Below are 24,400 nucleotides of genomic sequence, written 5' to 3' on the forward strand. Positions count from 1 at the left end.
GTATTAGGCACGCCGCCAGCGTTCGTCCTGAGCCAGGATCAAACTCTCCGATAAAGTGTTTGACTGACTACGCACATAGCTGTGCGATTTATTTAAAACTTTGAATTAACAGGTACGTTTTGTCTTGTTTAGTTTTCAAAGATCATCTCAACCTCATCTCGAGGCGACTTTTTCAGTATAACATTCCAGCAAGTTGCTGTCAAATGTTTTTTTGTTTTTATTTCTCCGCCGCTGTGAGCTTTTTGTTGAAGCGCATCAGCGACGTTTAATAATATACCATGCCTATGATTCAGCGTCAACACTTTTTTTGAAAGAATATCCTCGATGATATACTTCCTGCCCTTTGGTCTCTATTTGAGATACTTCAACAAAGCCTTTTTCCGTCAGGTAATCAAGCATGACACCAAGATCTTGGGTGAAGTGCAGCAGTTCAGGGTGCTGCAGCAATTCTCCAAACTGCCACATTTCTTTTTCTTTCATCACTTGAAAAAGGTGCGCAGAACCGATTTCAGCTTTTGAATGGATGAGAAAATCATTTGCTAAGAATAATAATTCGAGCCTTTTCTCCAAACTTTCGTGACTCTCGACAAGTTCGGAATATAGCTTATATACCTGCGGCTCAATGTGACGGACCTGGTTCCAGACTGTCGTTTCGGGATAAAACCCCCGGTCAATCACTTCTATGCGGGCCAAGTGGTGAAGAGCATGCACTACCGCATAATATGCATCCAGAAAATGATCAGCTTCAAAAAACGCTTTTCCTTCTACAAATCTTCTGATCAGCTTGCCGTATTCCATTCCGATCTTTAATTTCCGCTCGGCGAAAGGAAAAGTGCTGAGCCGGTCATTGAGTTCAGATATATATTCATTGCGGTCAAACAGCACTTTGCCGTTGATGATCCAATCTATGACTCTTCTATTTGTCCCAAGCAGAATCCATTCCTGAAGCAGAGCATCCGTTACAATATGTAAAGAAGCGGTTTTTTGTTCGAATTCATAATGCTTTATAAAAAGAGGTTCATCAGCCTGTTTGACAATGACAAGCATGACCGCATCAAAGTTATCCGTGATGGATGATGCTTTACTCCTTCTCTCAATCATAAGGACGGCCAGCGTATCGGGATGACTTGCTCTTTCTTGGTAAATTGGACGGAGAAGATTGTCCATTACGATTCCTCCAATGCGATTGTTTCACTAGCTATTGTTTCTACATTTCTATGATAAAACATGAAAGTCCTTTTTTCTAAACACATTGCACTATTATAACAAATTTCCTTTCAGGTGCCATATTTATTCTTCCCTTTTCTTACGAAAACATGAAGAATATGCCATCTGTTTTGTGCTATAGTTAAACGAGAGGGGGATGGACATGGCGAAATACTCAAGCAAAATTAATAAGATCAGAACGTTTGCGTTAAGTTTGGTTTTCGTTGGGTTTATCATTATGTACATCGGGCTGTTCTTTAAGCAGTCTGTTTTGCTTGCCAGCTTGTTTATGATTCTCGGCCTGCTGTCGATCGGGCTCAGCACCGCCGTTTATTTTTGGATCGGCATGCTGTCCACAAAAGCGGTCCGGGTGATGTGCCCCGCTTGCGAGAAAGAAACGAAGATTCTGGGCAGAGTGGATATGTGCATGCATTGCAGAGAGCCGCTTACATTGGATAAAGGATTGGAAGGCAAAGCGTTCGATGAGTCTTATAACAGAAAAAACAGTGTAAAATAAACGAAGCTGACCGTATCAAAGCGGTCAGCTTCGTTTAGTGGTTTTCTTTTTTGGAACATTCTTGGCAGACGCCGTAAATCTCCAAACGGTGGTGGCTTACCTTAAACCCCGTGACGTGAGCCGCAAGCTGTTCCACTTCGTCAAGCCCGGGATAATGGAAGTCTACGATTTTTCCGCAGCTTTCACAAATGGCGTGATAATGGTCAGAGGTGACAAAGTCAAATCTGCTGGACGCATCTCCGTACGTCAGTTCCTTTACAAGCCCCGCTTCCCGGAATACACGCAAATTGTTATACACTGTCGCAACACTCATATTAGGGAATTTCCCTTCCAAGGCTTTATATATATCGTCCGCTGTCGGATGTGCCATAGAATCCACGAGATATTCCAGAATGGCATGACGTTGAGGAGTAATCCGGACTCCCGTATCCTTCAACGTGTCTAAGGCTTCTTTTAATTCATGTGCAGCCATCCGTCATGCACCTCTCTTCTAAAAAAGATTCTTACTTTATAATGTTTATAATTAGTGTACATCTTTTTCCGGTCTCCTGTCAAATGTAATCTGAAGAAAACCCCGTGAGTTCAGCATTTGTCCATTAATTAGACGCAATTTGTTCCAATTCGCGAAGCGCCTCGGCAACGTGATCTTTCACTTTTACCTTTCTCCACTCCTTCACAAGACGGCCTTCTTTGTCTAACAAAAAAGTGGATCGCTCGATACCCATATATTCTTTCCCAAAATTCTTCTTCAGCTTCCACACATCAAAAGCTTCCGCCAGTTTGTGCTCATCGTCAACGAGGAGCTGGAAAGGAAGATCGTGTTTTTGCTTAAATTTTTCATGTTTATCACGGCTGTCAGGGCTTACTCCGATGATAACCGCATCAAGTCCCGCGAAACTTTCGTGCTGATCACGGAAATCACATGCTTCCGTCGTGCATCCGGGTGTCATGTCTTTCGGATAAAAATAGAGAACGACGTACTTCCCTTTAAAATCCGTCAATGCTACTTCTTCCCCGCTGTCATTCACTAATTTCATATCCGGTGCTGTTTGTCCGATTTCAATCGTCATTTCTTATACCTCCGGGTTTTTTATTAAGCGTATCCAATTCACGTTAAGATTACAACCGTTATCCTCCCGCTCTTTTCTGGAAGCATGAACCGTTGTGCTTGCAATGAAGCATGCTACAATAGAACATGATGTAAGGAGATATTAGGAGGGTCATTTTTTGTATACAAAATCAGTTGAACTTCATAAGGAAGCGTTAGAGCATATCGTCGGAGGCGTGAACAGCCCGTCCAGATCCTATAAAGCGGTAGGCGGCGGTTCACCCGTTGCGATGGAAAAAGCGAACGGCGCTTATTTCTGGGATGTAGACGGGAATCAGTATATCGATTATTTAGCGGCTTACGGCCCGATTATTACCGGACATGCCCATCCGCATATTACTGAAGCGATTAAAACAGCGGCTGAAAACGGCGTGCTGTACGGGACGCCGACCAAACATGAGGTCACTTTCGCCAAAATGCTGAAGGAGGCCATTCCTTCACTTGATAAAGTACGATTCGTAAACTCAGGCACTGAGGCGGTGATGACAACGATCCGGGTTGCACGCGCTTATACAGGCCGGACAAAAATCATTAAATTCGCCGGCTGCTATCACGGCCATTCTGATCTCGTACTTGTCGCTGCGGGTTCCGGTCCGTCTACGCTCGGCACCCCTGATTCCGCCGGCGTGCCGAAAAGCATCGCCAATGAGGTGATTACCGTTCCTTTCAATGACATTGAAAGCTACAAAGCCGCGCTGGATAAATGGGGTTCGGAAATTGCAGCGGTTCTCGTCGAGCCGATCGTCGGCAACTTCGGCATCGTTGAACCTGAAGAAGGATTTTTAGAACAGGTAAATGAATTGACCCATAAAGCGGGCGCGCTCGTCATTTATGATGAAGTGATCACGGCGTTCCGTTTTATGTACGGAGGCGCGCAGGATCTTCTTCAAGTGAAGCCTGATTTAACGGCGCTCGGTAAAATTATCGGGGGCGGCTTGCCGATCGGCGCTTACGGAGGCAAAAAAGAGATCATGGAGCAGGTTGCTCCGCTCGGCCCGGCATATCAAGCCGGTACGATGGCCGGAAACCCGGCATCTATCCTATCTGGCATCGCCTGCCTGGAAGTGCTGAAGGAAGAAGGCGTTTATGAGCGGCTTGATGAGCTCGGCGCCAGACTTGAGCAAGGCATTCTCGCCCATGCGGAGACACACGGCATTACCATCACCGTCAACCGTTTAAAAGGCGCGCTCACGGTTTACTTCACTGATGAAAAGATCGTCAATTACGAGCAGGCGGAAAATACGGACGGAGAAGCATTCGCCAAGTTCTTCAAGCTGATGCTTGAGCGCGGCATCAATCTCGCTCCATCGAAGTATGAAGCTTGGTTTATCACAACCGCACATACTGAAGAGGATATCGACGCCACTTTACAAGCCGTTGAAGATGCGTTCAGACATATGAAAAAATAACTGCTGAAACAAGCGGGAGCCCGGGGCTTCCGCTTTTTCTTTTTGTCCGATTTGTGAGATAATGGTTTTTTCAAAAAAAGACCTTGAATAATTGGTATGATCCCTGTATATTACTTTATTGTTTAGCAAATCAGCCGACAGGGAAATGTAAGTGTCAGCCGTTCGTTCGGCACATAATTTATTAGAGAAAGGAATGCACGCACAAACCAATGAAACTTGGTGCCCGCATTTTTAAAACAGGGATTGCGATTACGCTCGCGCTCTACTTAGCATCATGGATCGGACTTCCGTCGCCGATCTTTGCCGGGATTGCAGCTATATTTGCCATACAGCCCTCTATTTACAGGTCTTTTCTTATCATTATTGATCAGGTTCAGGCAAATATCATCGGCGCTGTCATTGCTACGGCATTCGGACTGATTTTCGGACCGAGTCCGATTATGATCGGATTGACCGCAGTGATTGTCATCACGATCATGTTAAAACTGAAAATTGAACACACCATTTCGATTGCGCTCGTGACGGTTATCGCGATTTTAGAAACACCGGGAAACAGCTTCCTGACGTTCGCTCTGATACGAACAAGCACCGTTATTTTAGGCGTGCTGTCTTCTTTTATTGTGAACCTTGTGTTTCTTCCGCCGAAATACGAAACGAAGCTGACTCATCATACGGTTGAATATACCGATGAGATTATGAAATGGATCAGGCTGACGATGCGCCAGTCCACGGAACACTCGATATTGAAAGAGGATATTGAGAAGCTGAAGGAAAAGATGATGAAGCTTGATCATACGTACCTTCTTTATAAAGAGGAGAGAAGCTACTTTAAGAAAACGACGTATGTAAAATCGCGCAAGCTTGTATTGTTCAGACAGGCGATTATTACGGCGAATCGGGCGCTTGATACGCTGAAAAAGCTGCACCGCTATGAAAACGAGATTTATCATATGCCGGAGGAATTTCAGGAGACGCTGACAGAAGAAATTGATTATCTGCTTCATTGGCACGAAAGGATTCTGATGCGGACGGTCGGCAAGATCAAACCGCATGATGACGATGCTGAAGAAAGCATAAGATATAAACAGCTTTTGACGAAGTCTTTCTTGAAAAATCAGCAGAACTGCGAGGATGAACTGCTTGATTACAATATGCTCAGCATTATGGCTGCGGTTGCGGAATACCGCGAGCAGCTGGAGCATCTCGATACATTAATTACGAGTTTTCAGACATACCACCCGAAAGACAGCGAATTAGAAACAGACGAAGAGTAACCCGGTGCTTCCGTAAAACCGGGTTTTTTTGCATTCAAAAAAACTTATGCCGCCCATTCGGACGGCATAAGTTTTTGTATCAGTTCAAATTCTGAATCGTAAATAAGTGTCTGTACTGGCCGCCTTGGGCCATTAATTCCTCGTGCGTGCCGGTTTCGACGACGGCGCCGTTTTCCATGACGACAATTTTATCCGCATGCGTAATCGTGGACAGCCTGTGGGCGACGATAAAAGTCGTCCGGTTTTTCGCAAGCTTTTCCATCGCTTCCTGAATGTAGTGTTCACTTTCAAGATCAAGAGCCGATGTCGCTTCATCCAAGATTAACAGCGGCGGATTTTTTAAGAATACACGCGCGATAGAAATCCGCTGTTTCTGCCCGCCTGACAATTTGACGCCCCGTTCGCCGACTTTGGTTTCGTAGCCTTCGGGGAAGTTCATAATAAATTCATGGGCATTTGCCGCTTTCGCTGCCGCAACCACCTCATCCAGAGACGCTCCCGGTTTACCGATGGCGATATTTTCACGAATTGTCTCACTGAACAGAAACGTATCCTGAAGCACCATTCCGACTTGATTGCGGAGGCTTCTCGCTTCATAATCGCGAATATCTGTGCCGTCAATCAGCAGGCTGCCGCCGGATACATCATAAAAACGCGGTATGAGGCTGACAAGCGTCGATTTTCCGCCGCCGCTCATCCCGACGAGCGCGACGGTTTCCCCTTTTGTCACCTTTAAGGAAACGTCCTGCAAAATCGTTTCTTTTCCTTCCTCATAACGGAACGAGACATTTCGGAATTCAACTTCGCCCTTAATGCCGTCAGCTTTTACTGCATTCGGTTTATCAGTCAGTTCATACGGCTCGTCGATAAATTCAAATATGCGGTCCATCGAAGCGATCGACTGGGTCAGCGTCGTCGATGAGTTGATCAATCTTCTGACCGGATTGTACATTCTGTCAATGTAGCCGACGAACGCAACCATCGTCCCTACCGTCAGGGGACCGTTTATGACAAAATAACCCGCAAACGCGATAACAAGCAGCGGCGCCAAATCCGTAATGGTATTCACGACTGCAAACGTTTTTGCGTTCCAATTCGTATGACGGATCGCTCTGTCCAGAAAATGTCCGTTTTTTTCATCAAAATTGGCTTGTTCATAATCTTCAATGGCAAAACTTCTGATAACGGGCATCCCCTGAACTCTTTCGTGCAAATGTCCCTGAACTTGGGCGAGTGCCTGAGAACGCTCACGTGTCAGTTTTCGGAGGCGGCCGTAAAAGTATTTCACTGAAATTCCGTATAACGGAAACAAAATGACAGATATCAATGTCAGCTTGACATCGAGTGTAAACATAATACAGATGACGATCAGCACCGTCATCATATCAAGCCAGATATTCATCAGTCCCGTTATGACAAAGTCTTTTGTCTGTTCGACATCATTTATCACCCGGGAAATGACTTCGCCCGTTCTCGTGTTGGCATAAAACCTCAGGCTCAATTTTTGAATATGATCAAACAATACCCCCCTGATATCGTAGAGCACCCGGCTGCCCGTCCATTGCGCGAAGTATTGCCGATAGTACTCTACCGGGGGACGCAGAATTAAAAACAGCACAAACATGATGCCCATTATCGTGAATAGCGATGATGTTTTAGCGCTTGCCGTTCCGCTCCCTTGAATAATGTCATCGACCACGTATTTTAACAGAAGCGGGAGAGCCAGCGGGATGGAGAATTTTATAATGCCGATTAACACTGTGATAAAAATTTGTTTTTTATAAGGTTTTACAAATTGCATATAGCGTCTGATTACGCCCACACTTTATCCCCCTCTCTCTTTAAGGCGTGTGAGCCCATGTGAAAAACCTGTTGACACCCCAACAGGTTTTTTATTGTATTCTTTATTTTGTATAGCGCAGATACCGTTCATACCACATATCAACAAATTCCGGAGCAAACGGTCCTTTCCGCTGATGAATCCAGTGCAGCAGCGTATTCAGATACTCCTTCAGAATGCTGTCGATCTCTTTAGGGTAATTCATTGATTTGCGGTGGTCATCGTATTCATCCTCGTCAAGAATGTTATACGTCATATCCGGAAACACCTTGACATCCAAATCGTAATCAATATATTTGATGGCCTCTCCGTCATAAGCGAACGGCGAGCTGATGTTGCAATAATAGTGTACCCCGTCATCTCTCAGCATTCCGATGACGTTAAACCACTGACGGGCATGAAAGTAGCAGATCGCCGGCTCTCTCGTCACCCACGTCCGTCCGTCGGATTCCGTCACCATTGTCCGGTCGTTGGCTCCGATGATACACAATTCCGTACTTTTTAAAATCGTCGTTTCATTCCAAATTCGATGAAGCAGCCCGTTATGCTTATAGCTGTGAATTTGAATGGTTTCTCCTTCCTTGGGATATCCCATATTTCTCCCCTACTTTCTGTAAAGCCCTGCAGTCAATGCAGCCGCAATTGCTTTCCGACAAGTCTTTTCACTATTATAACGTTACGAATTAAAAAATGAAAATAAAAGAACCACTCCGCTTCCGGAATGGCACATTCATTTCTGCACATAGGAAGACGGCTTTTCCGTGCTGCGATAAGACTGGATGACTTGCTCTGTCTGCCTTTGGAATAACTCCTGTATGCCGGCCAGGTCTTTTCGCTTTGTCGCAATTTCGTCCTGTACATTGTCCAGCTTTGCATCTCTTTCAAGACTGATGAGTTCCGCTTCCACCTGGCGGCAGCGGTCAAGTTCTGACTGCAGCTCGAGAAGCTGATCCATGATTTTCATCTGTTCACTTACAAGCTTTTCAAACTCTGACATCGGGTTCCTCCTTAGGCTTTTAGGTTGATACTCCTTACCATTTCGATTTTCCGCGGGAAAACCCTTTGACTCATTCTGTAGAGGAATCACAAGTTTTGTCGTTTCAGCAACAGAAAAAAGCACTTCCATCCGAAGATGAAGTGCTTTTTCGTTTCAGTGATTAGCTGTTTTGCTGTTTGTTTTGTTCAGCAGATTGGTTTTGCTTTCTAACCTGCTGCGCATCAGTTTCACTGGCGAATTCAGTGCCGAATTGACCCTGACCGGAAGCTGATTGCTGGTTTTGTCTTTTCACCTGCTGAACGTCTGTTTTGCTGAATTTTGAGTTTGCCATTGTTATCACCTCCACGCACTTTAGAATGCGCAGGAGATGATAAGGCTATTCATCTTTTTTAAAACTTATACGAGCAGAGAGCGTCCGCCGTCAATTATGATGGTCTGGCCGCGGATCATGTCCGCTTTTGAAGAAACTAAAAACTCCACCGTATCGATTATATCTTTAATTTCGACCATTCTGCCGGCCGGCGTATTTTGGCGGGCATCTTCCAGCAGTTCATCTCTGTTAGGGAAATGCTTCAGCGCGTCCGTATCAATCGCTCCGCCTGACACCGCGTTTACGATGATATTTTTCGGAGACAGCTCAACCGCCAGATAACGGGTTAACGATTCTAAAGCAGCTTTTGAGACACCGACCGTCGTATAGTTTTCAAGATAGCGGATGCTGCCGAGCGAGCTGATGCTGACGATGTGGCCGCCTCCGTTTTTCTCCATCATCTTTGCCGCTTCCTGGGCGCAGAAAAGCAATGCTTTCGCATTGATATTCATCGTCCAGTCCCAGTGTGTTTCTTCGAGTTCCATAACCGGCCTCAGCACGCCTGAAGCCGCATTATTGACGAACACGTCCAGTCTGCCGAATGTTTCGTCAATCTGGCGGAACATGTCTTTGATTTTTGCCGGCTGGCCGACATTGGCTTTAATGACGAGCGTTTTAACGCCGAGTTTTTCAATTTCTTCGGCGGTTTCTAATGCCGCTTTTTTACTGCGGGCGTAATTGATGACGATGTTGTATCCTTTTTCCGCGAGTCTGATGGCGGCTGCTTTCCCGACGCCGCGGCTGCTTCCCGTGATCAGTGCGCATTTATTTTGTTCCATTTTTCCTCAGCTCCTTGCTGTGTATAGTTCTTTTCATTCAACAAACAATAAAAGCAATATGTGTTGAAAGGGGTCTTTTATATGTATGTCGGACGTGATATGGGCGAATTGGCCATGATGCCCAAAAAAGATTGGAGAGATTCAGAGCTCGCCTATTTCCATCATGCCTTCCAGCAAATTATGCCGTATTTAAACGAAGAAGGCCAGTCCAAATACCGGGAACTGATTCAGGAAATCGAATCCCGCGGCGGACTGAAACGGAATGAAGCGGATTACGGCCACGGCACTCGCGTCAGCTATGACTGACGCTTTTTACAGGCGGCCGCTTTCTTCCGCCATTTTCCATATCTTTTGATGGGAAACGGGAAATGCGTATTCCTCGAGCTCCTCTTTTGTGACCCGTATGAATTCCGTTGTATCCGACACTTGTTTTACTTTACCGAAAAAGACCGAAATATTCCAGACGAGATGGGTGAAAACATGCTCTACGATGCCTTCCAGCTCCCCGATTTCAGCGGTTGTTCCCATCTCTTTTTCTAAATAGGTTTCAAGCTGCTCTCTCTCGGTTTTGATTCCTTTCTGGGTTTCGGTATTCGGAAACTCCCACAAGTTGGCGAGCAAGCCTTTTGGCGGCCGTTTATGAATATAGACATCGCCTTGATCGTCTGTCAGCACAACGGCTGCCATTGTTTTTATTCCGGGCTTTTTCTTTTTGCTTTTAACGGGCAGCTCCCGCTCTGTCCCTTCCGCAAATGCCGAACAGTGCTTTTGTACGGGGCAAAGCAGGCAGGACGGCGATTTCGGGGTGCAGATGATCGCGCCGAGCTCCATTAAACCCTGATTGAATTCAGATGGTTTTTCATGAGAAATGAAAGCGGATACCGCCTGTTCGAAAATGGTTCTCGTTTTAGGTTTTGCGATATCGTCCCATATGGAAAGAATTCTCGACATGACACGCATCACATTGCCGTCCACGGCGGGAATCGGTTTGTTGTATGCGATGCTGAGCACGGCGCCTTTTGTATAAGGGCCGACGCCTTTCAGTCCGCCAAATTCCTTTTCCTCGGCAGGGACGACTCCCCCGTACCGCTCATGCACTTCTTTTACGGCACTTTGCAGATTTCTTACACGGGAGTAATAACCTAGCCCTTCCCAGGCTTTGAGCACTTTTTCCTCATCGGCTTCAGCGAGCGCCGAAACGGTCGGAAATTGCTCAACAAACCGCCGGAAATAAGGGATAACGGTTTCTACGCGCGTCTGCTGCAGCATCACCTCTGATACCCACACCCGATACGGGTCCTGATTTTCTCTCCACGGCAGAATTCTCTGTTCTCTTTCGAACCATGTAATTAAGTCCTCGCGAAATTTGTCTATATCTTTTTGTTTCATTTTTTCTTCAAGTGCGTTCATATCTTCTCCTCAGATGTTTCGGGTTCCGCTTTTCTTGACACCGTATTTTGGTGTAAACTTAGGGCACGTTACGATAATATGTTACATTAAATAGTGATAAAGAAAAAGCGGAAACATATGAGAACGGCGGATAAACGCCATGATTGGGCAAACAGAAAATGGGGAATATCTTATAATGCGAAATATGCGGGCGACTGATTGTTAACGCCTGCTAGGAGGTCAACAATGGATACTGGCACTCACGTTGTCATGGGTATCGCGCTTGGCGGAATCGCAACTCTTGATCCTGCCGTCGGCATGCACACCCCCATGTCTCAGGCAGTTATGATCGCCGCTCTTGCCGGCTCTCAGGCACCTGATATTGATACCATATTGAAGCTGAAAAATAATGCCGTTTATATTCGAAATCATAGAGGGTTCACGCACTCCATTCCCGCCGTTTTATTTTGGTCCGTTCTGATTCCGGGTATTTTGTTTATGTTTTATCCGGAAGCGAACTTATTGCACCTGTGGCTGTGGACGCTTCTGGCTGTCGTTTTGCATGTGTTTGTTGACATTTTTAACGCGTACGGCACGCAGGCCATCCGCCCGTTTTCGAGAAAATGGATCGCTCTCGGTTTAATCAATACCTTTGATCCGTTTATTTTCGTCAGCCATTTGGCCGCGATTGCCGTGTGGTATATCGGAGGTCATCCGGGCGTGACATTTCTGATGCTTTATATCATCCTCGCAGGATATTACGCCGTCCGGTTTTTGATGCAGCTGCGGATAAAGCGAAGGCTGCGCGAGATGATTGAAGAGGAGATTGAAACCATCATTATTTCGCCGACGATGAAATTCAGGCAGTGGCGTATCGCCGTGACGACGGCGCATGCCTTTTATGTCGGCAGAAGCCTTGACGGCCATGTCGTGATATTGGATACATTCAACCGCGTGCCCGTTCCGGAAACCGATGTGATGAAGGCCGCGAAACAGGACGAAAATATTGCAGCCTTTCTTTCCTTTTCCCCCGTTTACAGGTGGGAGGTCGATACCTTTAAAGATCATTATGAGGTGCGCTTTATTGATTTGCGCTACCGAAGCAAAGGCCACTATCCTTTTGTCGCCATCGTCCATCTCAGTCATGATTTAGAGCTTCTCTCTTCTTACACGGGCTGGATTTTCAGCGAGGAAAAACTGCAGAAAAAATTAAAGCTCGGCTCTGTTTAAGAGCCGGGCTTTTTTTGTCTTCTCACATATATAGCGGCAAACACGAGGCTGATTACCGATAGAGCGGCCGCGGGTTTAAAAAACGGCGGGTAATACGTTAATTGAATATCGTTTTTTCCTTTTTGCGCTTTAAATCCGATAAAGGAATAATCCGCTTTTTCAATTTGCTCTTTTCTGCCGTTTATCTTCAGCTCCCAGCCTTTTTCATATGGAATCGGAAGCATGATATACGGCGCGCGGGTTTTGTTATCATACGAGATATGAAGCGTATTTCCGCGCCAGCTTAGATCGGCCGGCGGTTCTTTTTCCGCTTTTCGGTATGCGCTTTTCAGCGTATCGTACCGCTCTTCGTAAAGCGCCAGTCTGTCAAGCTGATACGATCCTTTCGGCAGACGGATTTGGATGTTTTTTGTTTTCGGCACTCTGACAGTAAGATCGTTGACACCTGTTTTGTAAATGGATTGATTCGATTTTCTCGTTGTCGTGTAATCGTTCACTTTTAATGTAAAGCCCTGGTCCTTCGCTTTATTCTTCAAATAAAAGCTGACGTAATAATCGCCGCCGTCCATCTTAGCGGCTTGCGGCTTAATGATCAGGCCGCCGCCGTCTTCGTTTACCGTCAGGATGCCGTTATGATAATCGCCATGTTCGGCCGCTACCTCTGCATGGCGGATCATATTTTTCGCCTCAGGCGCTTTTTTCGTGTTGGTTGTGCTTGATTCCGTGACGATCCCGTCAAGCATTGCCCGTTCCCTGGCAAGGGCGGGCGCTTTTTTCAGACCGCCCTCGTTATATACGCGATCGGCTGTCCGTACGAACGGAAGCATATATTGATTTTGATAAACCGCATAATGGGATGATTCCATGATTTTTTTGAACCCGTACGGCACGCCGGCCTCGTTTGCTTTTTCCGTCATATAATATTTTCCGTAAAGCAGGCTGTATAAATTAGCCCTGTTTCCTAATGTCGCATAGCGGCTGACGCTTTCTCTGCCCATGTCAATCCGGAGGTCGTTCCAGTAAAAGGACAGCAGATTGCGGTTCAGTATGCTTGAGTATACGCTGAATCCGTTGAATCCGTATATGATCGGGGTGTTATTGAAAACACCGTTCATCCAATCTAAACGGGCAAACGGATCAGGGTCTTTTGCTTTCAGACGCTGAATGAGCTCTGATTGCTCTTTGCCTTTATAGTCAGCACCCGTCATAAATGTATGCGATACCGTATAAATCTTCCCGCCTTCTGATAAAGCATATTTTTCATATGTATTAGCCGTAAGCACCGCCGTAAGCAAAATGACGGCATAGACGGCGGGCACCGCGCCTTTCAGTCTTGTCTTTGCTGCGAAGAAAGCGGCTATGGTCAGCACCAGAAGAAGAATGACGGGCAGATTGGCGTGATCAGAAATATCCAGACTGTACCGCCTCACCTGGCTCCAATAGAGCAGAACGACGAGTACGGCGGACATCAGCATACTCTTCATGCTGATGTCTGAAAGCTTAGAAAGCCCGGCTGAAACCGTTCCGGCAATCGTGAAGCACAGGACGTATTCAAACCTGTTCTGCGGAGCTGAAAAGCCGTTAAAGGCACTTGCCGCGAACGGGCTGAAGTGAAACAGAATATACAGCAGACTGATTCCCGCAAACAGCCGGAACAAGCGGTTTTTGTATAAAGAAAATGTAAATAGAAAGAGCAAAAAAGCCGCCGGCAGGATGATAATCCGGCTTGAAAATAAAATGTTGTCGGAAAAATCAAGCCATGCAATATGCTCTGAATACGGCGGCCGCAGATTATGAAGGTATCCGTATACGACAGGAATAAAAGAAACTGCGCTTATGCCGAACCCGAGAAGACCCGACAGAATAAATATCCTGCATTGAGTGAGCCTTTTCGCCTCATTGCCTTCAAGAGGAATCACCCACCTGAATAAGATATAAATGCCGATGAAAATCAGATTAATATACGCAAAATAAAAGTTGTTGATCAATGTCAGCGCACAGGCGAAGATAAACCACGACGGCTTTTTTTCCCTGATGATTTTTTCCGCGCCGAGCACGAGCAGCGGCAGCCACACCATACTGTCAGTGAAAAAGTCCCAATATACCTCATGCCGGAAGTAGATAATCGAGACCCCGTACAACACGGCGCCGGTAAAAGCAGGCACCGTCCGTTTGACGAAATAACGGAACACACACGCCGCCGTGAATATGATAAAACTCTGCTTGGCGATGCTGATAAAAACGGAGGCCTGCGCCCAGAACAGCGCATCAGCCTCGCCCGTCAGCTGAATAAGCTGCAAAAAGCGGACAGCGGCGGAGATAAACAGGAATAGAAATGAAGTAGAGAAATAATAGCCGAGCTGACTGTACACGCCCCCGCCCAGTCCGAACGAATAGCTGTAAAACAGCCTGCCGTTCATATATTGATCAAACAGCAGCTTTTTGAAGACCGCCATTTGGGCGATCCCGTCTCCAGACCCCGTCATATAGCGGCCTGCCGACCACTCTTTTAAGAAAAAAATATGAGCGGCTGCCGCAGCCAGCACACAGGCTGCCGGCAAGATCCATTTATTTTTTTTCATACAACGTCCCCAGACCCTGCGCACAGCGGCGGCTGTTTAATGGTTCCACTTGCGCTTTTTTGTATAATTCGTTTCATTTTGTTCTCCGTATGTTATATTCGCTTCTTTAATTAAATAGTGCGGGCGTTTTTTTGTTTCATAGTAAATCCGGCCGATGTATTCTCCGATGATGCCGAGACTCAAAAGCTGGATGCCCCCTAAAAACAGCACGGCGGAAATAATGGTGAAGTATCCGGGTACGGACACGCCGTGTGTCAGAATATGAACAAAGGTCGTTACAATATAAACCATCGACAGAAGCAATATCAGAATACCGGTGAAAAAGCATACCCTCAGGGGCTTGTTGTTGAAGGAGACGACCCCGTCCATTCCGTAGTTGAACAGATTGCTGAATGACCATTTGGACGTGCCGTTCTTCCTTTCGACATTTTCATAAAATACGATTTTCTGGTCAAACCCGATCCAGCAGAACAGCCCTTTCGAGAAACGGTTCCCTTCACTCAGCTTCAAAAGGGCATCAACGGCCTGCCGGCTCAGCAGGCGGAAATCTCCGACCCCGTCACGCAGGTCCACTTCGACGGCTTTGTTGATAAATTTATAATACAGGGAAGAAAGCACGGAACGCACGGGGCTGTCCCCTTTTCGGTTGCGCTGCGCGATGACTTGGTCATACCCTTCTTCATAGCCTTGAATGAAGTCTTTCAGCAGATGGGTCGGATGCTGCAGATCGGCGTCCATCACGATTACCGCTTCGCCCTGCACGTGTTCAAATCCTGCCAAAATAGCCGCTTCTTTCCCGAAGTTGCGGGAAAAAGATATGTATTTGACGCGATGGTTTCTGGCGGCCAGTTCTTTAATCTGCTGAAGGGTGTCATCCGCGCTTCCGTCATTGATGTAGAAAATTTCATAGTCATAATGAATCGTCTGAAACTCTTTTTTTAAAGATTCATGGATGAGCTTGACATTGTTCCCTTCATTGTAAGACGGAATAATAATTGAGATTAACCTTTGTTTCATGAAGGCACCTTCTTTGTATTATTCTTTTTTTTAGGACGTCCTTAAAGGAATTGTCCGCAAAACTTCAATAAGGCTTTTCCTTTTTTTAATGACGTTTAAACCCTTTTTTTGTTACAGGGAAAGAAATTTTTTTCTGCATATGGTTTATATTTTGTCATGTTTTTCGGCAGATATGAGAAAAAAAAGAAAAAGTCTGTACGCGGGACAGACTTTATTGCTGAAGGTATTCGTGAATCAAATGGCTGACGATGCGCGGTTTTTCGTGAATGACCCAATGTGAGGCATCGTCTATAAAGATTAAGTCGCCGTTTGGAATCATCCGTTTTGTTTCCTTGGCAAGCTTTTTGCTCAGCGCGCGGTCATTGACGCCCCATATTAATCGGTACGGAACGGGCATTTTAAGCGGAACGGCAGGGCCTAAACCGCCGGCTCTGATCGCCCGGTACCAGTTCAGCATCGCCGTGAGCGCTCCTTTTCTGCCCCATGCTTCTTTGGAGCTGCCGATATCTTCCCGTGAAAAAAGCGCCGGGCGTTCGGATAAGCCGATCGCGTGATCCAATACGCGGTAATCGTCTTCAGACAATCTCCGTTCCGGCTTTTCCGGAAGCTGAAAGAACGCGATATAAGAGCTTTTCTTCCACTGCGGCGGGTAGAACGGTGTGACCTTCCGCATAACCGCCGGGTGCGGGATATTGACCGTGATCAATTTTTCAACGTATTGCGGCCGCGTGGATGCCAAATGCCAGGCCACGGCTCCTCCCCAATCGTGGCCGATGACGACGGCTTTTTCATCTGTAAAATGCGTGATCAGCCCGATAATGTCGTCTCTGAGCGTATCAATGGTATAGTTTTCAAGGCCCTCCGGTTTGTCACTGAGATTATAGCCGCGCTGATCAGGCACGACAACATGGTATCCGGCATCCGCCAGCGGTTTGATCTGGCTCTTCCAGCCGTACCAGAATTCCGGAAACCCGTGCAGCAGCACCGCCAAAGGACCGTCTTTCGGACCGGCTGAAGCCGTGTGCAGCGTCACTCCGTTTGTTTCGATCATGTGAAACGTAATGTCATTCATCGATTCTCCTCCCCGTTTGTTTCAATCTTCTTTCTGTTAAGACGATGATCAGTACGCTGATCGCAATCAACAATACGGCCTGAACGATCAGGGCGAACGGCTGAGTCAGCCGGATAAGCAGGCTGCCCGCAAATCCAGCTGCCGCCGAAATAAGGCCGAACAAAATCATGAGGAGCGCACTGAATCGATTTCCTTCTCTCCACTGCGACTCATCCGCCATAGAGCGCTTCGTCCGATATCCGTACAGGCTGTTGATCGACTTCGGCGGAAAAAATGTGACTAAAATGCCGGCCGCAGCCATCAGAAGGCCGCCGATCACCATTATCATATCCCTCACTCTCCTTTTCATCTTTTACGAAAGGAAAGGCGGAAAGTTTCAGAAAAAAAGCAGGCTCATTCGCCTGCCTGAATCTTTATTTTTGAGTTAAGTCGGCCGTTTTCACATAACCTGCTTTCCCGCCGTATGTGACGTACGCCCATTTACGGTCAAACCCTCCGTCATGGCTGAACCCCCAGCCGAGCACATTGACGGTTTCACCCGCTTTAACGGACCCTTTTTTGCCGGTTTCCAAAGTCGGCGTATAAAAAGCGGTTTGTTTCGCCGTCACCGCCTTCACCGGCTGCTTCATCAGAAAATGCGTGGAAATATAGGCTTTGTGACCTTTGTAGTCAATCTCAGCCCAATCTGCTCCTTGAAGCCGTTTAACCTTTACAGAATCCTCTGAACGAAGCGTGCCGATAATCGGCCCTTGTTTATTTGGTTCTTTGCGGACGTTAAGTTCTCCTGCTTTCACGATATATGTATCTGCTGCGGTGTCTATTTTTGTCTGGTGAACTGCTGCGGCATTCGCTGCCGGATCGAAAAAAACGGTGCCTGCGGCTAAAAATAAGCAAAGTCCTGCGGCCGGAATAAATGCGGTTAACCCCTTTTTCATGTTCATTGTGGTTCCTCCCCGCTATTTTATAAGTTATTACACATTTCCACATTCCGCCGGTCGTCAAACATGATTTTCCCATTTCTTTTATAAAAAGAAAAAACCGCCGGACGATATCCGGCGGGCGCACTGCTATGTTAATGCAGGAGACCCCTGCTTTGATCCAAATAATGAGAAACGTCTTCCCGAACGCTCTGGAACATATGGAGCTTGCTGCCATATGATTCGATCCATTCCTTGACGACGCGTTCCGTCATTTGCTCTCCTTGATACGGGCGGCCGGCTTTTGCGTAAGTCGCTTCGAAATCTCCCCATAAAAGCTCAACCCAAGTTCGCGCTTGCAAATAGCTGAGCATGTCATTTTTCTCAAGCAGCAAATTCGTCAGTTTGTCGATATATGTATTCATGTCTCTGTCTCCTTTCCTTGGGAAAACCTGCTGCTTTTACGCAGCTTGTCACAGGCATATACTAACTTTACGTCTTCAGTCCAGAAGGCGCAACCTTTTGATATTGGCCGAGGGGGAAAACAAATGGTCCGGAACAAGGCAAAAGGATTTCCTAATCAGAACAATAATAAGTTTGAAGGCGAACCGCGTGCAAAGGATGACTACGCTTCTAAACGGGCGGACGGTTCAATTAATTCGCACCCGCAAGAGCGCATGAGAGCTTCAGGCAGACGATAACACACACCGTAAGAGACCGGGAATGATCCGGTCTCTTTTTTGCGGAGAAAAACATTCTTTTGAGGTCATAACGCTAAATAAATTCCATAATATGTTAAATGTTCAACCGAAAGCCGGTAGACAAAAAAGGAGGGGTTTTATAAAATGAAGACAGTTTCAAAACGATTGCTGAGCCTTACCGCATTCTTACTGTCAGTTTCATTATTTGCTGTTTCAGCAGAAGCAGAGGGCAGTCCGCAGACATCTGTATCAAACAGCGGTGAGGAGTTTGACGCACATCTGAATCAGCCTGTACAAACAACACAGACATCCCCCGCTTATGAAGGAACGGGCCTCACCAAAAGACAGCTTGCACAAAACAGCAAAGCTGACATCAAGCCATTAAAGCCTTCCAGTATTATTGGGACAGACGAACGAATCAGAATTTCTCCTACAACATCATTTCCATATCGAGCGACAGCACAGCTGACCGTTACATACAGCGGCAGCACAAGCACCTACGGATGCACCGGTTTTTTTGTCAATGCCGACACGATCGTTACGGCGGGACATTGCGTGTATGATCAGAAAAACGGGTGGGCATCGAAAATTACGGCAGCTCCCGGCCGCAACGGATCATCGTACCCGTACGGCTCTTATTCAGGCAAGACATTCTACAGTGTCAAAGGGTGGACAGAAAACGGTGACACAAACTATGACTACGGCGCAATCAAAGTAAACGGGTCGCCCGGGGATACTGTCGGCTGGTACGGCTACCGGACGACCAACAGTTCCAGTCCGGCCGGGCTTTCCTCAACCGTGACAGGATATCCGTGCGACAAAGTGTCCGGTTCCATGTGGTCGGACAGCAAGCCGATACGTTCTGCCGAGACATATAAACTCACTTACACGACAGATACGTTCGGCTGCCAGAGCGGATCGCCCGTTTACCGCAATTACAGCGACACCGGCCAGACCGCCATTGCCATTCATACAAACGGCGGGTCGTCTTACAATCTGGGAACAAGGGTGACAAACAGTGTATTCGACAACATTCAATATTGGTCAAATCAATAAAGCTTTTGTTTTCTTGCTCGCCGCGGCCGTTTTATGCGGATGCGGCAAAGCGGATGATTCCGCCGTCAAAAAAACATTGCCCGTTACGCTCCATGTTGAGGATGCAGACGGCTCACCGGCGGCCGGTGTGACGGTCACCGTGATGAAAGCGGCGGAGTCAGATCATCAGCCGAATATAGACCGCGGAGAGAGAATAGGCGAGACTGATCACCACGGCGATATTGCATGGAAAAGCGGCGCGAAAGGAACCTATGCCGTCGTTTTTGAAAAAGACGGAGTACCGGAAACCCGGAATATTTCCTTAGCTGAGAGTGATAAACATACGGTGATCAGCATTACATTGAAACACTGAAAAAAGCTTGCAGACGGAATATCCGCTGCAAGCTTTTTGTTATCCTTTATGCATTTGGTATTCATAGACGTCCTTCTTCTCAGACAGATGAGCGAACGTGGACAGCACAAGGCCGAGAGCGGTCATCAGCGCACCGCCGGCAAACAGCCATGAGTAAGATCCCGTTCCGCCGAGAATCAAACCGCCGATCCAGGCGCCGAGCGCGTTTGCCAGGTTAAAGGCGGAAACGCTCACCGCGGCGGCGATCGTCGTGCCGTTTTCAGAGGAAGAAATAACCTTTGTCTGTAAAAGCGGCGGCGTGCCGAACGCACATGCGCCGAATAAAAATGTCGCCGAAACGGCGGCGGCGGGAAAAACAGCGATATAAGGGAAAATCGCCATGACGCCGATCAAGCCGATCATCACGCCGATCATTGTGCGTGTCAGCAGTTTGAGCGGCACTTTCCCTGCGAAGAAATTCCCCGCCACTCCGCCGAGACCGTAGGCAAATAACGCGCCTGTGATGCCGACGGTGCCGAATCCAGCTGAATCTCTTAAAATCGGCTCGATAAACGTGTAAGCGATAAAAACGCCTGAGTAGCCGAGAATGGTGATCGCAAAGGAAAAAATCACTTGCTTATGCTTAAAGACACTCCATTCATTCATGAGCATCGGAATCACTTTCGGTTTTTGATTCGGTACGACCAGCATCAGACCGATCAGTCCGATCAGGCCTAAAACAGAAATAATGAAAAAGACGGCACGCCAATTAAGGGCATCCCCTAAATAAGAGCCGAATGGAACGCCGAGCATCAGCGCCACGGTTAATCCTCCGTTCATCGATGCAGCGGCGGCGGACCGTTTTTCAGGCGGCACCATTTCACTCGCAAACACCATTGCAATCGCAAAAAAGGCTCCGTGAATGGATGCGGATAAAATTCTGGAAATCGCCAGTACGGCGAAGTTTGGCGCAAAGACGCTCATCAGGTTGGCAAGGACGAAGATGCCCATCAACCCTAGCAGCACCGGCTTTCTCGGCAGCTTAACCGCGATAATGGTTACGATCGGGCCCGTCAGGCAGACGCTTGCCGCGTACGCCGTAACAAGCATGCCCGCTGAAGATACATGTATATGAAAGTCATCGGCAATCGACGTCAGAATACCCATGACAGCATATTCCGTATACCCGATGGAAAATGTGCAAATCATTAAAACAAAAATCATTAATTTCACAGATGGCTGTTTCATTTTGATATTCAACGCGAATCGCCTCCTTTTTATTAAAAAAAACAACGAATTCCATCTTAAAAGATATCAAAAATGAATTCAATCATTTTTTACTGAAAGGTTGAAACGAATGTGCCCGAAAAGAAAAAGAGGCCGGAACCGGCCTCTTTTGTTATTTTTTTTCTTTTAAAACGGAAATCGGCAGTGCTTCTTCCCCGTCAGACGGGGAAGATCTGTGTCCCCAGGCGAATACGCCGTTGATGTAATCAATGCGGAAAGTGTCATCAGAACCTTCTATCTGATACACCCCGCCGGGCCGAAAGTCTTCCGGGTTCAGCATGTAAGCTTTGGCCATCGTAATTTTCCGTTCAAGCACGGCCAGTTCATTTACAATGCCCATCTGTTCCGCCTTTCGCGCTTTTTCCGTCAGCCCCGCAATTTCGGTCTGTAGTTCATGAGGCGTCATTTGACTGTATCGTTTGTCCATTTCAGTTTACTCCTCTTCCTGCAAGAATTGATCAATATCGTCAATCGAGAATCCTTTTCTGAATAAGTACTGTTTGACCTTCATTCCGCTTTCATAACTGCCGTCATAGCGGTATTTCCTGATCGCTTTTTCCGCATGAGCCTTCAGAGCTTCCATCTCGGCTTCATCATCATTTTCATACTCCGTCTGTTCCAGAGCGGCATTGATGACGTCGAAAGGGAAACCTTTTCGCTGAAGCTGCATCTGCGCCCGCTGTCTGATCTCTTTTGTGGACAGCTTTTTGTCTTTTTTCAGGATTTTGCCTATATGTTTCAGCGCTTCTTGTATCTGCTCATCAAATGTAAACGCACTGAGCGTCTCCTTGATGGTATCGTCGTCTATTCCTTTCGCTTTCAGCTCTCGGAACAGGACGTCAGGGCCTTTGCCGTTTGTTTTTTTGTGGGTGCTCGCATAGGCTTCGGCAAATTCTTTGTCATTTAAGTAGCGGTAATCGTACAGTTTATGGATGACTTCAGAAATGACCATGTCCGGTGTTTCTTTTTTCTTCAGATGATCCCGGACTTCTTTTTCAGAGCGCATCCGGTATGATAAAAATTCTACGGCGCGGTTAAAGGCTTTTTTCACGTCATCGCCGTGCTGGATTTCAAGAATGTCAAGCTCGTCCAGTTCTTTCCCTTTTTTCAGGTCAAAACGCACAAGCACGTCGGCGTCGACGCTGAATGCATATTTCTCATCAAGAAAGATGTTGAAGCGCTCGGTATTTTTCTTTTGGGTCGATATTTTTGTAATAAACGGCATCCCGGTCTCCTTTCCCGCCCCGATGTTCAGGCGTTTTTCTTTTTGGCAAATGAGGTACAGTATATATATCAACGTGTAAGGAGAGATGGATATGAATATCGCGATGACAGGCGGCACCGGTTTTCTGGGCCGGCATCTGACAGGTGTGTTGACCCGCCGGGGACATCATGTCTATATTTTATCAAGAAAACAGAGAGAAACCGAACAAAAAAATGTGACATATGTTCAATGGCTGGCCGAAAACGCGGCGCCTGAGCGCGAGCTTCCCCCTATTGATGTATGGGTGAACCTCGCCGGCAAATCCATCTTTGACCGCTGGACGGACACAACGAAGGAACAAATCATCTCAAGCAGAATAGAAGCGACGAGAGAAGTCAGACGGATTATGAAGCAGCAGCCGAAAAAACCCCGGGCTTTGATTCAGGCCAGCGCCGTCGGCATTTACGGCACAAGCACAGAGAAAACGTTCACCGAACAGTCAGATACGTCAAATGAAGATTTTCTCAGTCATACGGCTCATATGTGGGAACGTGAAGGCCAGAAAATTGAAGCGCTCGGCATCCGGACGGTATATGCCAGATTCGGGGTGATGCTCGGTGAAAAAGGCGCCCTGCCGCTCATGGTTCTCCCTTATAAGCTGTTAGCCGGCGGCACCATCGGCTCTGGACGGCAATGGCTGTCATGGGTTCATGTGGATGACGCCGCGGAACTTATTGCTTTTGCGGCGGAGCATGATGACTTGTCCGGTCCCATGAATGTGACATCGCCGAACCCCGTAGAAATGAAGCAATTCGGAAAGACGATCGCAGGCGTCCTGCACCGCCCCCATTGGATTCCCGTACCGGAACTTTTTCTGGAGAAGGCCTTGGGAGAAATGAGCCTGCTGATCGTAAAAGGCCAGCGCGCCCTGCCTAAGCAGGCGCTGACATCCGGTTTTCAATTTACGTATGAAGAGCTTGATTTCGCTTTAAAGGATCTCTTATCTGCATAAAAACGGAAATAAAAGCCAATCCTATTGGTATTCTGTTTTGAAGGAGGGTCTTCTTTTATGGAAAAGAAGCGCGAAAAACATCAACAGGGAGCCAATCTGAAAAAAATGCAGGAAGTCCTTTATTCCGGTGAATTCAAAAAAGCGGAAAGAGCAGCCAAACGGAAATAAACTGAATAAAGATCGGGACCGGGCAGATACTATGTTTGTTTGATATCACTTTTTTCAGGGGGCGATTGATATGGGCAGAAATCACACTCACAAAAACCGTGATAAAAACAAACAAAAACTTCCTCAAGTTCCGGCTGCTTTGAAACGTGAAACAGACGGCACATATGAGGAATATTCAAGCGAGCTTGCTGATTCCGCTGACCGCGAAGCGCAGGCGCGGATGAAAGCTGCTGACAACAGAGCAAAAAGCAAAACCCGCTAATACAAAATCCCCGCCTCTTCTTGAGGACGGGGATTTTTTTACAGTTCGGTAAACAGGCTTTTTGCCGGCGTCCGTTCTTTCGCCTTAGGCTGTTCATCCGGATAGCCCGTTTGGATGATGGCGGCGAAGCGCTCATTGTCTGCAAGGCCGAAGTCTTGATGCACCTGTTTGTCATACATAATGCGGCCGCTTTTCCAGACCATGCCGATGCCGTTTTCATGTGCGAGAAGCTGAAGGTTTTGAATCATGCCGCTCAGCGCCGCGAAATCATCGTTTCTCGTAAATTCATTTTCATCTTCTTTTAAGACAACCAGCAAAAATCCCGGAACGGCGCTGAGATTTTTTCTCATGTTCCGCTCTTTTTCCTCGTTGAAATCATCTTTTATCTTTTTGAAAAATGAGACGTAGCTGTCCGCAAGCTTTGCTTTTCCCGCTTCGCTTGCTGCGTAGATAAAACGCCATGGCTCCGTCAGTCTGTGGTTCGGTGCGTAAACGGCCGTTTCAAGCATATCTAATATGACTTCAGAAGGAACGGTTTCCGGTTTAAATGACCGGATGGATCTTCTGTTTCTGATCGTATGTTTAAGACTCTCGTTTTGCTGTAATTGTTCGGTTTTCGGCATGCCGATTCACCTTCCTATTCAATTGAAAATGATTATCATTTATAATATA

General features: G+C 46.9%; 29 protein-coding genes and 1 pseudogene. 11 read left to right on the forward strand and 19 right to left on the reverse strand.

The features are described from left to right. Positions 1-282 precede the first annotated feature (282 nt). Complete coding sequence (locus G9F75_RS13385) at positions 283-1,167, reverse strand: nucleotidyltransferase-like protein (RefSeq protein ID WP_014417244.1); 885 nt, start codon at positions 1,165-1,167, stop codon at positions 283-285. Between the two features lie 202 nt (positions 1,168-1,369). On the opposite strand from G9F75_RS13385, the gene G9F75_RS13390 reads away from it, so the two are divergent. Then, entirely contained in the window at positions 1,370-1,723 is a 354-nt protein-coding gene (locus tag G9F75_RS13390) for a YgzB family protein (protein WP_007408568.1), read from the forward strand. 34 nt (positions 1,724-1,757) lie between these two features. Here G9F75_RS13390 and perR read toward each other — a convergent pair whose 3' ends face one another. Further along, positions 1,758-2,195: a peroxide-responsive transcriptional repressor PerR gene (gene perR / locus G9F75_RS13395; RefSeq protein WP_003155465.1), complete on the reverse strand. Its 438-nt coding sequence runs from the start codon at positions 2,193-2,195 to the stop codon at positions 1,758-1,760. A 124-nt stretch (positions 2,196-2,319) separates the two neighbouring features. Further along, positions 2,320-2,793, reverse strand: coding sequence for a thioredoxin-dependent thiol peroxidase (gene bcp / locus G9F75_RS13400; RefSeq protein WP_003155466.1), 474 nt, complete (start codon positions 2,791-2,793; stop codon positions 2,320-2,322). Positions 2,794-2,950: 157 nt separating this feature from the next. Here bcp and G9F75_RS13405 point away from each other — a divergent pair, with 157 nt between their 5' ends. Both G9F75_RS13405 and G9F75_RS13410 read left to right on the forward strand, forming a co-directional pair. Continuing rightward, entirely contained in the window at positions 2,951-4,240 is a 1,290-nt protein-coding gene (locus G9F75_RS13405; RefSeq protein WP_007408567.1) for a glutamate-1-semialdehyde 2,1-aminomutase, read from the forward strand. A 209-nt stretch (positions 4,241-4,449) separates the two neighbouring features. Beyond that, positions 4,450-5,514, forward strand: coding sequence for an aromatic acid exporter family protein (locus tag G9F75_RS13410; RefSeq protein WP_007610190.1), 1,065 nt, complete (start codon positions 4,450-4,452; stop codon positions 5,512-5,514). Between the two features lie 79 nt (positions 5,515-5,593). Here the strand turns inward: G9F75_RS13410 and G9F75_RS13415 are convergent, their stop codons facing one another. The 5 genes and pseudogenes from G9F75_RS13415 to fabL form a co-directional block, all read right to left on the reverse strand. Beyond that, positions 5,594-7,336, reverse strand: coding sequence for an ABC transporter ATP-binding protein (locus G9F75_RS13415; RefSeq protein WP_014417243.1), 1,743 nt, complete (start codon positions 7,334-7,336; stop codon positions 5,594-5,596). 82 nt (positions 7,337-7,418) lie between these two features. Continuing rightward, positions 7,419-7,949 (reverse strand): nucleoside tri-diphosphate phosphatase, encoded by a 531-nt coding sequence (ntdP, locus tag G9F75_RS13420; protein WP_003155475.1) that lies wholly within the window; start codon positions 7,947-7,949, stop codon positions 7,419-7,421. 135 nt (positions 7,950-8,084) lie between these two features. After that, positions 8,085-8,351 (reverse strand): YgaB family protein, encoded by a 267-nt coding sequence (locus G9F75_RS13425; RefSeq protein ID WP_003155476.1) that lies wholly within the window; start codon positions 8,349-8,351, stop codon positions 8,085-8,087. 160 nt (positions 8,352-8,511) lie between these two features. Next, a pseudogene (locus tag G9F75_RS13430) lies at positions 8,512-8,664 on the reverse strand (gamma-type small acid-soluble spore protein); the annotation flags it as partial. An 83-nt stretch (positions 8,665-8,747) separates the two neighbouring features. After that, the gene (gene fabL / locus G9F75_RS13435) at positions 8,748-9,500 is read right to left on the reverse strand and encodes an enoyl-[acyl-carrier-protein] reductase FabL (RefSeq protein ID WP_167409147.1); all 753 of its coding nucleotides are present in this window, start codon (positions 9,498-9,500) and stop codon (positions 8,748-8,750) included. A gap of 81 nt (positions 9,501-9,581) precedes the next feature. On the opposite strand from fabL, the gene G9F75_RS13440 reads away from it, so the two are divergent. Next, on the forward strand, positions 9,582-9,806 hold the full coding sequence (locus G9F75_RS13440; RefSeq protein ID WP_017419157.1) for a hypothetical protein: 225 nt from the start codon (positions 9,582-9,584) through the stop codon (positions 9,804-9,806). Between the two features lie 6 nt (positions 9,807-9,812). On the opposite strand, the gene mutY is transcribed toward G9F75_RS13440, so the two are convergent. After that, positions 9,813-10,910: an A/G-specific adenine glycosylase gene (gene mutY / locus G9F75_RS13445; protein ID WP_022552792.1), complete on the reverse strand. Its 1,098-nt coding sequence runs from the start codon at positions 10,908-10,910 to the stop codon at positions 9,813-9,815. Positions 10,911-11,135: 225 nt separating this feature from the next. Between mutY and G9F75_RS13450 the strand changes: the two genes are divergently transcribed. Then, on the forward strand, positions 11,136-12,119 hold the full coding sequence (locus tag G9F75_RS13450; RefSeq protein WP_017419155.1) for a metal-dependent hydrolase: 984 nt from the start codon (positions 11,136-11,138) through the stop codon (positions 12,117-12,119). Here the strand turns inward: G9F75_RS13450 and G9F75_RS13455 are convergent. The 6 genes from G9F75_RS13455 to G9F75_RS13480 all read right to left on the reverse strand — a co-directional run bounded on the left by G9F75_RS13455 (position 12,116) and on the right by G9F75_RS13480 (position 18,132). Then, positions 12,116-14,701, reverse strand: a complete 2,586-nt coding sequence (locus G9F75_RS13455) for a YfhO family protein (protein WP_053285202.1) — start codon at positions 14,699-14,701, stop codon at positions 12,116-12,118. The genes G9F75_RS13450 and G9F75_RS13455 overlap by 4 nt on opposite strands. A 36-nt stretch (positions 14,702-14,737) precedes the next feature. After that, on the reverse strand, positions 14,738-15,718 hold the full coding sequence (locus G9F75_RS13460) for a glycosyltransferase family 2 protein (protein WP_003155484.1): 981 nt from the start codon (positions 15,716-15,718) through the stop codon (positions 14,738-14,740). A gap of 211 nt (positions 15,719-15,929) precedes the next feature. Further along, the gene (locus G9F75_RS13465; protein ID WP_167409148.1) at positions 15,930-16,790 is read right to left on the reverse strand and encodes an alpha/beta fold hydrolase; all 861 of its coding nucleotides are present in this window, start codon (positions 16,788-16,790) and stop codon (positions 15,930-15,932) included. Beyond that, a complete protein-coding gene (locus G9F75_RS13470) occupies positions 16,783-17,118 on the reverse strand; it encodes an SdpI family protein (protein WP_017419152.1) in 336 nt (111 codons plus the stop codon). The genes G9F75_RS13465 and G9F75_RS13470 overlap by 8 nt, the downstream gene beginning before the upstream one ends. Before the next feature lie 85 nt (positions 17,119-17,203). Continuing rightward, on the reverse strand, positions 17,204-17,731 hold the full coding sequence (locus G9F75_RS13475) for an SH3 domain-containing protein (RefSeq protein WP_064107418.1): 528 nt from the start codon (positions 17,729-17,731) through the stop codon (positions 17,204-17,206). Positions 17,732-17,862: 131 nt separating this feature from the next. After that, positions 17,863-18,132 carry a YfhJ family protein gene (locus G9F75_RS13480; RefSeq protein ID WP_003155492.1) on the reverse strand — a complete coding sequence of 90 codons (270 nt, stop codon included), beginning with the start codon at positions 18,130-18,132 and terminating at the stop codon, positions 17,863-17,865. Positions 18,133-18,255: 123 nt separating this feature from the next. On the opposite strand from G9F75_RS13480, the gene G9F75_RS13485 reads away from it, so the two are divergent. From G9F75_RS13485 to G9F75_RS13495, 3 genes are all read left to right on the forward strand, one after another. Further along, positions 18,256-18,408: a small, acid-soluble spore protein K gene (locus tag G9F75_RS13485; protein WP_003155495.1), complete on the forward strand. Its 153-nt coding sequence runs from the start codon at positions 18,256-18,258 to the stop codon at positions 18,406-18,408. 144 nt (positions 18,409-18,552) lie between these two features. After that, the gene (locus G9F75_RS13490; protein WP_167409149.1) at positions 18,553-19,464 is read left to right on the forward strand and encodes a trypsin-like serine peptidase; all 912 of its coding nucleotides are present in this window, start codon (positions 18,553-18,555) and stop codon (positions 19,462-19,464) included. After that, positions 19,427-19,816, forward strand: a complete 390-nt coding sequence (locus tag G9F75_RS13495) for a DUF2606 family protein (RefSeq protein ID WP_064778743.1) — start codon at positions 19,427-19,429, stop codon at positions 19,814-19,816. The genes G9F75_RS13490 and G9F75_RS13495 overlap by 38 nt, the downstream gene beginning before the upstream one ends. A gap of 39 nt (positions 19,817-19,855) precedes the next feature. On the opposite strand, the gene G9F75_RS13500 is transcribed toward G9F75_RS13495, so the two are convergent. The 3 genes from G9F75_RS13500 to recX form a co-directional block, all read right to left on the reverse strand. Further along, the gene (locus tag G9F75_RS13500) at positions 19,856-21,049 is read right to left on the reverse strand and encodes an MFS transporter (protein ID WP_076983019.1); all 1,194 of its coding nucleotides are present in this window, start codon (positions 21,047-21,049) and stop codon (positions 19,856-19,858) included. 145 nt (positions 21,050-21,194) lie between these two features. Continuing rightward, a complete protein-coding gene (locus G9F75_RS13505; protein WP_007408553.1) occupies positions 21,195-21,509 on the reverse strand; it encodes a YfhH family protein in 315 nt (104 codons plus the stop codon). A gap of 6 nt (positions 21,510-21,515) precedes the next feature. After that, positions 21,516-22,307 (reverse strand): recombination regulator RecX, encoded by a 792-nt coding sequence (recX, locus tag G9F75_RS13510; RefSeq protein ID WP_003155502.1) that lies wholly within the window; start codon positions 22,305-22,307, stop codon positions 21,516-21,518. A gap of 91 nt (positions 22,308-22,398) precedes the next feature. Here recX and G9F75_RS13515 point away from each other — a divergent pair, with 91 nt between their 5' ends. The 3 genes from G9F75_RS13515 to G9F75_RS13525 all read left to right on the forward strand — a co-directional run bounded on the left by G9F75_RS13515 (position 22,399) and on the right by G9F75_RS13525 (position 23,728). After that, positions 22,399-23,298: a TIGR01777 family oxidoreductase gene (locus tag G9F75_RS13515; protein WP_017419146.1), complete on the forward strand. Its 900-nt coding sequence runs from the start codon at positions 22,399-22,401 to the stop codon at positions 23,296-23,298. A 57-nt stretch (positions 23,299-23,355) separates the two neighbouring features. Then, positions 23,356-23,466 carry a YfhE family protein gene (locus G9F75_RS13520; protein ID WP_003155504.1) on the forward strand — a complete coding sequence of 37 codons (111 nt, stop codon included), beginning with the start codon at positions 23,356-23,358 and terminating at the stop codon, positions 23,464-23,466. A gap of 70 nt (positions 23,467-23,536) precedes the next feature. Further along, entirely contained in the window at positions 23,537-23,728 is a 192-nt protein-coding gene (locus G9F75_RS13525; RefSeq protein ID WP_016936722.1) for a YfhD family protein, read from the forward strand. Positions 23,729-23,766: 38 nt separating this feature from the next. Here the strand turns inward: G9F75_RS13525 and G9F75_RS13530 are convergent, their stop codons facing one another. Beyond that, the gene (locus G9F75_RS13530) at positions 23,767-24,351 is read right to left on the reverse strand and encodes a nitroreductase family protein (RefSeq protein WP_167409150.1); all 585 of its coding nucleotides are present in this window, start codon (positions 24,349-24,351) and stop codon (positions 23,767-23,769) included. Between the last annotated feature and the right edge of the window lie 49 nt (positions 24,352-24,400).

This window comes from Bacillus sp. EKM208B (genome assembly GCF_011800725.1).
Lineage (GTDB): Bacteria > Bacillota > Bacilli > Bacillales > Bacillaceae > Bacillus > Bacillus velezensis.